This window comes from Caulobacter sp. SLTY (assembly GCF_009905535.1).
In the GTDB taxonomy this organism is placed as follows: Bacteria; Pseudomonadota; Alphaproteobacteria; order Caulobacterales; family Caulobacteraceae; genus Caulobacter.
The window spans coordinates 1-11880 of record NZ_JAAALA010000022.1; the positions used below are offsets into that span (position 1 = coordinate 1).

Here is an 11880-nt window from a genome sequence, read left to right on the forward strand (position 1 = left end):
GACGACACCTATGTCGTGGACGACCTCGGCGATGCGATCACCGAACTGGGTGGGGAGGGCGTGGACCGGGTCCGGGCCGGCATCAGCTACACCCTTGGGGTGGAGCTGGAAAACCTGGTGCTGACCGGCACGGGCAACATCAACGGCACGGGCAACGGCGCGGCCAACCAGATCGAAGGCAACAGCGGAAACAACATCCTGTCGGGCGGCGGGGGCAACGATGTCATTCGCGGCAACGCCGGCCTCGATGGCCTGAACGGCGAGGACGGCAGCGACCAACTGCTGGGCGGGGAAGGAAACGACGAGCTCTATGGCGGAGACGCCAGCGACATCCTGTCGGGCGGCGCGGACGACGATACCCTCTACGGCGGGGCTGGCGTCGACACCCTCGACGGCGGGACCGGGACGGACGTCCTCTACGGTGAAGCAGGCAACGACCAGCTGCAGGGCGGCGACGGAAACGACCAGCTTTACGGCGGGGCCGATAACGATGTGCTGCGCGGCGGGTCGGGCGCCGACACCCTGACCGGCGGTCTGGGGGACGACACCTATGTGGTCGACGACCACAGCGACTCTCTGGTCGAGGCGGCCGGCGAGGGCAGCGATATCGTCAAGGCGACGGTCTCCTGGACCTTGGTGGCCAATCTCGAACGGCTGATCCTCGAGGGCTCCGCAGACATCAACGGGACCGGCAATGGCGAGGCCAACCAAATCACTGGCAACGTCGGGGCGAACGTTCTCGACGGCGGCGCGGGCGCGGACATCCTGAACGGCGGCCTCGGCGCCGACACCCTGATCGGCGGCCTCGGCGGCGACACCCTGATCGGCGGCGGCGGAAACGACATCTTCCTGGTCCGCCAGGAGTCGGTGTTCACAAGCGGCAACCCCGGCGGTCGCGTCATCGAGACCGACACCATCAGCGACTACGTCATCGGCCAGGACGAACTCGACGTCCTCGACATCGACGCCAACTCCGTCGGCGGAACCGCCAACGACGCCTTCAGCATCGTCGGCGCCTTCAACGGCAATGCCGGCCAGATGACGCTGACCTTCGCTGGCGGGATCACCACCGTCCTGCTGGATGTCGATGGCGATGCGACCGCCGACTATCGCCTGCGGATCAACGGCGATGTGCGGGCCGATACGGGTGGCTGGGTGCTGTAGGCTCAGGCGCAGACCCAAACACGGCCCACCGGCCGCACCGTGAGCTTGGGCATCTCGCGGAAACCGAAAAGCATCCGATTTTTTACACTTGAATCCTGCGCAGCCCGAGCCCCCCGCAATAGGGCGACGCGAAAAATCCCTCAGATTGGCTGCTTTCGAGGGTGAAATTCGCGCCCTGACGCTGCTTTTACCCATTGCGAGTTGTGCGCTTCAGCAGTGTTCGATTGGCGCGAACACGTACCGATTACTACAGTTTTCATCCCTTTCCGGTCTCGGCAGGTTCCTGCGACCGAACCGCGCGCCTGACCGCGCGCCCGCGGCGCATCGCGATGGGCCCCCGCGACGTCGAAGACTGAACAAGGGACAGACCGAATGCCGTTTTCCGCAACGTTCAACATCAGTGCCCTCAATGGAACCAACGGCTTCAGCATCAGCGGCTTCAACTCCGGTCATCGCGTCGGCTGGTCGGTCGCCTCGGCCGGAGACGTCAATGGCGATGGCATCGACGACCTGATCATCGGGGCTCGTATCGCGACTCCGTACGGCAACAACCCCGGCGCCAGCTATGTGGTGTTCGGCAGCAATGCCGGGTTTGCGGCGAACCTCAACCTGTCGAGCTTGAACGGAACAAACGGCTTTCGCATTCCCGGCGCCGCGTTAGGGGATCAGAACGCCGTGTCAGTCGCGTCGGCGGGCGATATCAATGGCGACGGATTCGACGACCTGATCATCGGAGCCCCAGGCTTCGACCCCGGCGGGATGTACAATGCCGGCGCCGGCTATGTGGTCTTCGGCAAGGCCACCGGGTTCGCCGCCGATTTCAACCTGTCGAGTTTGAACGGCGCCAACGGCTTCCGGATCAACGGCTTCCTGCACGATGACCAGGTCGGCTGGTCGGTCGCCTCGGCCGGCGACATCAATGGCGATGGCATCGATGATCTGATCATCGGGGCCCCCCTGGCCGACGTCGCCTGGAATTCCGGCGCCAGCTATGTGGTGTTTGGCCGCTCTGCCGGGTTCACGGCCGAAATCAACCTGTCGCAGCTGAACGGAAGCAACGGGTTCCGGGTTTTTTCGCCTGCTGAACACGACCGCTTGGGGAATTCCGTCGCATCGGCGGGCGACGTCAACGGAGACGGTATCGGCGACCTGATCATCGGCTCCTGGTATGCTGACCCGAACGGCGCCAATTCCGGCGCCAGCTATGTCGTGTTCGGCAAGTCGACGCCGTTTGCGAGCAATCTGAGTCCTCAGGGCCTGAACGGAGCCAACGGCTTCCGGATCAGCGGCGCCGCGGCGGGTGACCGAAGCGGCTATTCGGTCGCCTCGGCCGGAGATATCAACGGGGATGGCATCGATGACATGATCATCGGCGCCCGGTTTGCTGACGCGAACGGCGCCGATGCCGGCGCCGCCTACGTGGTGTTCGGCCGCGCTATCTTCGCCGCCAATCTCGACCTTTCAGCTCTGAACGGAACAAGCGGTTTCCGAATCCGCGGACCCTTTAGCTACGCAGGCGCCGGCGCGTCAGTCGCGGCGGCAGGCGACGTCAATGGCGATGGCTTCGACGATGTGATCATCGCGACTCGTGCCAGCGGCAACTATATCGTGTTCGGCAAAAGCTCGGCGTTCGCAGCTGACCTGAATCTATCGACCTGGGACGGAACCAACGGGGTCCGTCTCGCCGTGAGCAGCTATAGCCGCTCAGTCGCCGCGGCCGGCGACATCAACGGCGACGGTATCGATGACGTGGTCATCGGGAACCCCTATGCCGCTTCGACCGGCGGCGCCTACGTCGTCTTCGGCCAGCTGTCGTCGATCACCCAGCCCGGCACGGGCGGGGCCGACACCTACGCCGGCGGCGACTTCAACGACACCCTCAGCGGGGCCGGTGGGGACGACATCCTGAACGGGGGCCTGGGCGCCGATGTGCTGGATGGCGGCGATGGGGCGGACCAGGTGTTCGGCGGCGGCGGCGCGGACGACCTGGTCGGCGGAGCGGGTGGCGACCTGCTCGATGGCGGGGCCGGGGCGGACGAGATGGCCGGGGGGACCGGCAACGACACCTATGTGGTCGACGATCTGGGCGATGCAATCACCGAGCTGGGCGGCGAGGGGACCGACCGGGTCAAGGCCGGCGTGACCTTCACCCTGACCGCCGAGCTCGAAAACCTTCAGCTCACCGGGACCGGCAACATCAACGGCACGGGCAACAGCCTGGCCAACCAGATCGACGGCAACAGCGGTAACAACACCCTCAACGGCGGCGGCGGCAACGACATCATCCGCGGCAATGCCGGGACTGACGGCCTGAACGGGGACGACGGCGCCGACCAGCTGCTGGGCGGGGATGGGAACGACACCCTCTACGGCGGCGACCTGAACGACGTCCTGCAGGGCAACGCCGACAACGACACCCTGTACGGCGGGGCCGGCCTCGATAACCTCGATGGCGGCGCGGGGACCGACATCCTCCACGGCGAGGCGGGCGCCGACCAGATGCAGGGCGGCGATGGGAACGACCAGCTGTTCGGCGGCGAGGGCAATGACATCCTGCGCGGCGGGACGGGGACCGACACCCTGACCGGTGGCATCGGGGACGACACCTACTATGTCGACGACCTCGACACCCTGGTGGAGCTGTCCGGCGAGGGGACCGACATCGTACGGGCTTCCATCGACTGGACTTTGGGCGCCCATCTGGATCGGCTGATCCTGGAAGGCTCGGGCGACCTCAACGGCACGGGCAACGAACTGGCGAATGTGATCGTCGGCAACGCCGGGGCCAACATCCTCGACGGCGGGGCCGGGGTGGACAACATCAACGGCGGCCTGGGCGCCGACACCCTCATCGGCGGGACCGGCGGCGACATCCTGTCGGGCGGCGGCGGGGCCGATGTCTTCGTCGTCCGCCAGGAGTCGGTGTTCACCAGCGCCAACCCGGGCGGCCGGACCATCGAGACCGACACGGTCAGCGACTATGCGATCGGCGAGGACGAGCTGAGCTTCCTCGACATCGACGCCAACGCCCTCGGCGGGACCGCCAACGACGCCTTCACCATCGTCAGCGCCTTCGACGGAAACGCCGGCCAGATGACGCTGACCTTCGCCGGCGGCGTGACCACGATCTCGCTCGATGTCGATGGCGACCGGAACGCCGACTACCGCCTGCGGATCAACGGCGACGTGCGGGCCGATACGGCCGACTGGGTCCTCTAGCCGGTCGCGACACCTCGGCCCTTCAGCGCTCATCAGAGATAGACCAGATGCCCTTCGCCGCCACTTTCAACCTCAGCTCCATCGATGGAACCAACGGCGTGCGGCTCTACGCCGGCGCGGGTGACCTGGCCGGTCAGTCGGTGTCCGGTGTGGGCGACATCAATGGCGATGGCATCGCCGACTTCATCGTCGGGGCGCCGCGCGACACCCCCAGCGGCCCCTACTCCGGGTCGAGCTTCGTGGTGTTCGGCAACGCCGCCGGACTGCCGCACAACATCGACCTTGCCACCCTCGACGGAAGCAACGGCTTCCGACTGCAAGGCGGGGGCTTCTTCGACTATTCCGGCTATGCGGTGTCCTCGGCCGGCGACTTCAACGGTGACGGGTTCGACGACCTGGTCGTGGGGGCCCGGGGACGATCCACCTCGGTTTACGCCAGCGGCGCGGTCTATGTCGTGTTCGGCAGCGGGTCCGGATTCCCCAACGCCCTCACGCTCTCGTCTCTGGGCGGATCGGCCGGCCTTGTCATCAACGGGTATGAGGTGATGGCGAAAACCGGCATCTCGGTATCCTCGGCCGGTGATGTCAACGGCGACGGCATCGACGACCTGATCATCGGCGCCAGCTACGCCGACGGCGCCGTCTCCGATGTGGGCGCGGCCTATGTGGTATTCGGCCAAACCACCGCCTTCATCGGCCCGTTGGATCTGGGCGGCCTGGATGGAACCAACGGCTTCAAGATCGCGGGCGTGCTGGCGCGTGAACAGACCGGATACTCGGTGTCATCGGCGGGCGACATCAATGGCGATGGTTTCGGCGACGTGATCGTCGGCGCCTGGCGGGCGGGCCAAAGCGGCGCCCAGTCCGGCTCGGCCTATGTGGTGTTCGGCTCAGACAGCGGATTCCCCGCCCTGATCAACGCCTCTGCGTTGTCTGGTTCGGCGGGCTTCAGGATCGATGGCGTCGACAGCTATGCCAATGCCGGGATCTCGGTCGCCTCTGTTGGCGACGTCAACGGAGACGGCATCGACGATGTGATGATCGGGGCCTCGGGCGAAGATTTTGTCGGCGCGGCCTATGTGGTGTTCGGCTCGACCACCGGTTTCCCGACCGATCTCGACCTCTCGAGCATTGACGGCACGAACGGCTTCAAGCTCACCGGCGTCGCGGGCCAGTCCGCCGCCGGCTTCAGGGTCGCCTCGGCAGGCGACGTCAATGGCGACGGCCGGGGCGATCTGGTCCTGACCTCGCCCTACTTCAACGACAGCCGAGGCGCGGCCTTCGTCCTGTATGGGAACGACGCGGGCTTTGGCGCCGTCATCAATCTGGCGGCCCTGAACGGGACCAACGGTTTCAGGATCGAAGGCGGTCTGACCTCCGGTCATGCGGGTTGGTCCGTCGCGGGTGCGGGCGACGTCAACGGAGACGGGATCGACGATCTGGTCGTCGGCGCGCCCTTCGCCGCCGCCAATGGCTCCTCGTCCGGCGCCGCTTATGTCATTTACGGCCAGCAGGCGCCCGTCCCGATCGTCCTCCCCGGCACGGGCGGGGACGATGACCAGCTGGGCGGCGACGCCGCCGACACGCTCAGCGGCGGGGGCGGCAACGACATCCTCAACGGCGGCCTGGGCGCTGACCGGCTGATCGGCGGGACGGGCGACGACACCTACTATGTCGATAACGCGGGCGACGTCACCGACGAGACGGGCGGCGATGGGGTGGATCTGGTCTATTCGACCGTCAACTGGACCCTCGCGGCGGGCTTCGAGAACCTCACCCTGACGGGCAGCGCCGCCATCGACGGCGCGGGCAACAGCCAGGCCAATATCCTCACCGGCAATGACGGCGCCAACACCCTGGACGGCGGGGATGGCGCCGACAGGCTCTACGGCGGGCTGGGCGCGGACGACCTGGTCGGCGGTGCCGGCGGCGACCTGCTGGACGGCGGTGTGGGCGCGGACCAGATGGCCGGTGGTACGGGCGACGACACCTATGTGGTGGACGATGAGAACGACACCGTCACCGAGGCGGCGGGCCAGGGCTCCGAGCGGGTGCGGGCCAGCGTCAGCTTCACGCTCAGCGCCAATGTCGAGAACCTGCAGCTGACCGGGTCCGGCAGCATCAACGGCACGGGCAACGGCGAGGCCAACCAGATCGACGGCAACAGCGGCAACAATGTCCTAAGCGGCGGGGGCGGCAATGACCTCATCCGTGGCGGGCTGGGCGACGACGAGCTGTTCGGCGACGATGGCTCCGACCAGTTGCTCGGCGGCGACGGGACGGACATTCTCCACGGCGGCGCCGGCGTTGACATATTGCAGGGCAACGATGGCGGAGACCTGATCTATGGCGATGCCGGGACCGATAACCTCGACGGCGGGGCGGGTAATGACGTGCTGCAGGGGGGCGACGGCGCCGACCAGCTTCAGGGCGGCGACGGCGTCGATCAGCTCTATGGCTCGGCAGACAACGACATCCTACGCGGCGGGGCCGGAAACGACAGCCTCTACGGCGGAGCGGGCGACGACACCTATTACGTGGAGGACACCAGCGACACCCTGGTCGAGGCCCTGAACGAGGGGACGGCCGACACCGTCCGCGCCACCATCGACTGGACCCTGGGCGATAACTTCGAGCGGCTGATCATCGAGGGCGCCGGGCACTGGACCGGCGTGGGCAATGCCCTGGGCAACACCATCACCGGTAACGCAGGCTGGAACTACCTGGAGGGCCGGGACGGCAATGACACCCTGAACGGCGGCCTGGGCAACGACCTCATCGCCGGCGGGTTGGGCTCCGACATCCTGATCGGCGGGGGCGGAGAGGACCGCTTCATCACCCGCCAGGAGTCGGTGTTCACCAGCAGCAATCCTCAGGGCCGCTTGATCGAGACGGACACCATCAGCGACTACGTCATCGGCGAGGACATCGTGGACCTGTCCGTTATCGACGCGAATGCCGTCGGCGGCGGGGTGAACGACGCCTTCACGATCGTCGGGGCCTTCGACGGCCAGGCCGGCCGGATGACCCTGACCTTCGCCGGCGGGATCACCACCCTCTCGCTCGATATCGACGGCGACCGGTCGGCCGACTATCGCCTGCGGATCAACGGCGACGTGCGGGCCGATACGGCCGACTGGGTCCTGTAGGACACAGCACGCGATCGCCTTCGGGACCATGCAACCAAAGCCGGGCTCCTTGCGCTGTTGAGGCGAAGGAGCCCGGATATGAAATCGTTGTTCTACGGCATCGGCGTCGCCACCCTTTCCGGGATCATGCTCGGCGGCGCCCTGCGGCCCGAGATCATGTTGGACCGGATCGGCGGTCCCCAGATCGCGCTCGGCGACAGCGGCCGGGCCGCCTATGGCGATTTCGACGGCGGCACGACCCACTATCCGAACGGGACGCCGGACTATGTGATCGGCACCGACAACCTCTATGCCCAGGTCGATTACGCGACGGCGCCGGAAACCTATTACGCGCAAGCCGACTGGGGCGGCGTCTCGGCGGACCTGCCGGCCATCGAACCGGCCAGCTATACGCCCGAGCCGACGCCGACCCCCACCTATGACGCGGTGGTCCACTATCCCAGCCAGGGTGGCGGCATCCTGGCTGGTCTCGACGCGGCTCCGGCCGACCTCGGCCCCGAGGTGATCGAGCCGGCCGATGCGCCGCCGGCGGCGATGGCCGCCTTCGAGGGCGAGATGGGCGGATAATTTTACCCGGGTGAAATTGCTGGGCCCTCTGCCACCAGATAGCGTTGCCCACAGACAGCGTTGCCAAGGCGGGCGTTCCCGCCTAACCCGCCCGGCATGACTGAGATTACCGACGACGCCGTCCAGATTATCGCCCGCGGCCCGCGCGCAGCCGCCGAGGCCGCCGCCGCGGCGATGGACGCCAACCCCCTGCTGGAGGGGGCGACCTATTCCATCCTGGAGGAGGACGAGGATCGCGGCGTCTGGCGCATCGACGCCTTCCCGGTGACCCTGGAAGAAGCCGACGAGATCCGAGCGGTGCTGGCCGGCTGGGCCGAGCTGACCGTGGTCACCGAGGACCTGGCCGACGCCGACTGGCTGGCCATGTCGCTGTCGGGACTGCCGCCGGTGCGGGAGGGGCGGTTCTTCGTCTTCGGGCTGCACGACAAGGGGTTGGCGCCGCCGAACGCGGTGCAACTGCGCATCGAGGCCGGCGCCGCCTTCGGCACCGGGCATCACGGCACGACGGCCGGCTGTTTGCGGGTGTTTCATGACCTGTTGAAGGGCCGGCGGTTCGCCAAGGTGCTGGATGTCGGGGCCGGCACCGGGGTGCTGGCCATCGCGGCGGCGCGCACCGGCTCGAAGCTGGCGGTCGGCACCGATATCGACCAGCCGTCCGTGCGCATCGCCGGCGAGAACGCGGCCGTCAACCAGGCCAAGGCCCGGTTCGTGCACGCCTCTGGCCTCGGCCATCGGCGGGTGGCGGCCACAGCCCCCTACGATCTGGTGTTCGCCAACATCCTGGCTCCGCCGCTGGTTTCCCTGGCGCAGGATATCCGGACGGCGTTGAGGCCCGGCGGCATCGCCATCCTGTCCGGGCTGCTGCGCACCCAGGAGCGGCGGGTGCGGGCGGCCTATCTGGCGCGCGGCTTTCGGCTGAAGCGCCGGCTGCACCGTGACGCCTGGGCCACCCTGGTCCTCGAAAAGGGCTGAGGCCGGAACCGTCCTTCCGGCCCCTCGTTTAGCGCCCATCGGGGACGATGGAACGAGAGGCCGACATGACCTATCAGCCCGGCGAAACCCGCCACACCTTCGAGGAAACCCCTCGCCAGGCCATCCGCGAAGACATGCGGATCGAGGCCCGCCAGAGCAACAACACCGTCGCCTGGATCGTCGCCGCCGTGGTGGCGGTGGTGGCCATCATCGCGGTGGCCTTCATGGTCGGAACCGCCGGCCGCGAGGATGCGGTGACCTCCGAAGACCTGACCGCCGTGGCCGAACAGGCCCGCGCTCAGGGGCTGATCGAGGGCGCCCAGTCCGGCTACAATGCCGCCAGCGCCCAGGCCCAGGCCAGCTACAACACCGCCGCCAGCAACGCCCAGATCGCCGCCGACCGCGCGGCCGCCGAGGCGCGCGCCGCCGCGGCGGAGACCCGCGCGGCCACTGAGCGGGCGCGAGCGGAAGCGGCAGAATCGCTGAACGAGGCGGCTGACGCGGCCCCGGTCTCCGAAGCGGAAACCAGCCCCTACCCCCAGTAACCTAGACGATCTGCATCACCGTGCCGTCGAGCGCCATGAGGCCGATTTCGACCTCCATGTGCGGGTGCTTGGCGAGCACGGCGGAGCGCAGGGCGTAGAGCTGTTTCACATGGCTCTTCAGTTCGGTGTCGGCGTCCTTCACGGCCGCCTCACCGAGCAGCATCTTGTAGGCGCCGCAATCGCGGTGATCGAGCACGATGACCCGGTGCACCTGGTGCAGCTGCACCGCCAGGTCGATGTGGGTCATGAACCCTTCGGCCCAGTGCGGGAAGCGGTCGTTCAAGGCCCCCAGCGACGCGCCGGCCAGGATCACATGGTCGTATTTGTGGGTCAGGCCCCGCTTGTCCATGTAGTCGGTGATCTCATGGGTCAGGCGGTAGTCCATGCAGGTCAGCAGCAGCGCCTCGCAATGGCCCCCCGCCAATGCCCGAGACGCCGGCAGCGCCGCGGCCATCATCCCCGCGACCCCGCCGGCCATTAGCGCCCGCCGCGACATCGCCGGCCAGCGGACAAGAGTGTTGCAGTCGCAGCCCATACTTCCCCCGAAGTTGCTCGGGCGGAACCTGCCCTCGGCCGGGTTACCGACGGGTTATCGCCCCGGTGCGGGGAGCCTACCGCGCGATTCGGTCGCAGCCGGGTTCAGGCCAGCAGGTCCGGGGTGAGCATGTTTTCGAGCTTCACGATCTGGTCGCGCAGGACCAGCTTCTGCTTCTTCAGTCGGGCGATCTGCAGCTGGTCGGGCGTGGGCATGAGGCCGAGCGCCTCGACCGCGTCGCCGAGGTCCTGGTGGCGCTGGCGCAGCTCGACCAGCTTGCCGCGGATCTCCACGTTGGGCAGCGGGATCAGGTCGTGATCGTCAGCCATTCACTGTCCCCAAGACACGATCCTGAAAAATAGCAGGATCGCGGCGTCACGCCAGAGTGCTCGCGAGCCGTTGCAGCGCCTCGTTCGGCAGCGAATGGCCCCAGGCCCGGGCGGCGGCGCTTAACGCCGGCATCGGGTCGACGCCTGTCGCCGGGCCGCTCGCGAGCGCCTCCAGGGTTTCCATCAGAAGACGTTCGGCGCCGAGTTCGACCACCTTGACCTCCTCGCGCAGGCCCAGCCGCGCGCCGTCCTCCACCGGGGGGAGGGCGGGCTTGAGCGCCCGCCGGGCCTGGCGGATCGGCCCCAGCACCTCGCGCTCCCAATGCCGGGCCAGTTCGGCTCCGTCAGCCAGCGCCTTGGGGGCGGGGTCGGCGAAGGCGGCCCACAGCAGAAAGGCGGTCTGCTGGCCGTGGTCGTCCTGCAGCATGAGGCAGGCCTCAGCCACGCCCGGCCTGCCGTAGGCGGCCAAGGCCCAGGTCCAGAAGCTCATGTCTCGCTCCGGATCGGCGGCAGGTCCTCGCCCCAGCGCTTCACCGCCGCCCAGTCGAGGCCGAAGGGATCAAGGGCCCGGCCGACCGCCTGGTCGATCATCTCGGCGATGCTGGCTGGCCTGGCGTAGAAGGCCGGCATCGGCGGGGCGATGATCGCCCCCATCTCGGCCAGGGCGGCCATGGTCCGCAGGTGGCCCAGGTGCAGCGGCGTCTCCCGCACCATCAGCACCAGGGGCCGGCGCTCCTTCAGCACCACGTCGGCGGCGCGGGTCAGCAGGGTGGAGGTCACCCCGGTGGCGATCTCGCTCATGGTGCGCACCGAGCAGGGGGCGATAATCATGCCCAGGGTGCGGAAACTGCCCGACGCGATCGAGGCGCCCACATCACCGACCTTGTGCAGCACGTCGGCGCGGGCAGCAACCTCGGCAACGGTAAGATCCGTCTCCTGAGTGATGGTCAAGGCTGCCGAGCGCGACATCACCAGGTGACTTTCGACATTTAATTCACGGCAGGCGTCGAGCGCCCGGACCCCCAGCAAAGCCCCGCTGGCTCCGGAGATTCCGACGATCAGACGGCTCGGAACAGGCATGTTGGGGGCCTCGCCTCGCGGGTTTGTGAACGGACTCATGTCCGCGTCGGGTGTTCACTCAGTCTGCGCTAACAGCCAAGGAGGCGAAATACCATGGCCTTGGAAGCCCGTCTGCGGGAGCTCGATAACCGCCACAGGAAACTGGACCGGACCATCGAGGAGGAACTGACCCACCCGGCATCCGATGACATCAGGATCGCGGAACTCAAGCGGCAGAAGCTCCGCCTGAAGGAAGAGATCGAAGGCCTTAGGGCCAAAGTGCACTAGACAAAAGAAAGCCCCTCTCCGGACCATCCGGGAGGGGCTTTCGGTTTGTGCGG

11 protein-coding genes are annotated in these 11880 nt (G+C 67.5%); 7 read left to right on the plus strand and 4 right to left on the minus strand.

The genetic code is table 11. The features are described 5' to 3' along the window. The 6 genes from GVN21_RS13330 to GVN21_RS13355 all read left to right on the plus strand — a co-directional run. A partial coding sequence (locus tag GVN21_RS13330) for a calcium-binding protein (protein ID WP_166575248.1) occupies positions 1-1164 on the plus strand: 1164 nt, incomplete at its 5' end. A 372-nt stretch (positions 1165-1536) separates the two neighbouring features. Then, the gene (locus GVN21_RS13335; RefSeq protein WP_166575249.1) at positions 1537-4383 is read left to right on the plus strand and encodes an FG-GAP-like repeat-containing protein; all 2847 of its coding nucleotides are present in this window, start codon (positions 1537-1539) and stop codon (positions 4381-4383) included. Positions 4384-4430: 47 nt separating this feature from the next. After that, positions 4431-7532: a M10 family metallopeptidase C-terminal domain-containing protein gene (locus tag GVN21_RS21185; protein ID WP_166575250.1), complete on the plus strand. Its 3102-nt coding sequence runs from the start codon at positions 4431-4433 to the stop codon at positions 7530-7532. Positions 7533-7610: 78 nt separating this feature from the next. Further along, positions 7611-8099: a hypothetical protein gene (locus GVN21_RS13345; RefSeq protein WP_166575251.1), complete on the plus strand. Its 489-nt coding sequence runs from the start codon at positions 7611-7613 to the stop codon at positions 8097-8099. A 96-nt stretch (positions 8100-8195) separates the two neighbouring features. Next, a complete protein-coding gene (locus tag GVN21_RS13350) occupies positions 8196-9071 on the plus strand; it encodes a 50S ribosomal protein L11 methyltransferase (RefSeq protein ID WP_166575252.1) in 876 nt (291 codons plus the stop codon). Positions 9072-9136: 65 nt separating this feature from the next. Beyond that, the gene (locus GVN21_RS13355) at positions 9137-9616 is read left to right on the plus strand and encodes a hypothetical protein (RefSeq protein ID WP_166575253.1); all 480 of its coding nucleotides are present in this window, start codon (positions 9137-9139) and stop codon (positions 9614-9616) included. Position 9617: 1 nt separating this feature from the next. On the opposite strand, the gene GVN21_RS13360 is transcribed toward GVN21_RS13355, so the two are convergent. The 4 genes from GVN21_RS13360 to GVN21_RS13375 form a co-directional block, all read right to left on the minus strand. Next, entirely contained in the window at positions 9618-10094 is a 477-nt protein-coding gene (locus GVN21_RS13360) for a carbonic anhydrase (protein WP_240902932.1), read from the minus strand. A gap of 161 nt (positions 10095-10255) precedes the next feature. Then, entirely contained in the window at positions 10256-10480 is a 225-nt protein-coding gene (locus GVN21_RS13365; protein WP_166575255.1) for a DUF465 domain-containing protein, read from the minus strand. Positions 10481-10526: 46 nt separating this feature from the next. Beyond that, entirely contained in the window at positions 10527-10970 is a 444-nt protein-coding gene (locus GVN21_RS13370; protein ID WP_166575256.1) for a TIGR02444 family protein, read from the minus strand. Beyond that, on the minus strand, positions 10967-11560 hold the full coding sequence (locus GVN21_RS13375; RefSeq protein WP_166575257.1) for a UbiX family flavin prenyltransferase: 594 nt from the start codon (positions 11558-11560) through the stop codon (positions 10967-10969). The genes GVN21_RS13370 and GVN21_RS13375 overlap by 4 nt, the downstream gene beginning before the upstream one ends. A 93-nt stretch (positions 11561-11653) precedes the next feature. Here GVN21_RS13375 and GVN21_RS13380 point away from each other — a divergent pair, with 93 nt between their 5' ends. Next, complete coding sequence (locus tag GVN21_RS13380) at positions 11654-11827, plus strand: DUF465 domain-containing protein (RefSeq protein ID WP_166575258.1); 174 nt, start codon at positions 11654-11656, stop codon at positions 11825-11827. The last annotated feature ends 53 nt before the right edge of the window (positions 11828-11880 follow it).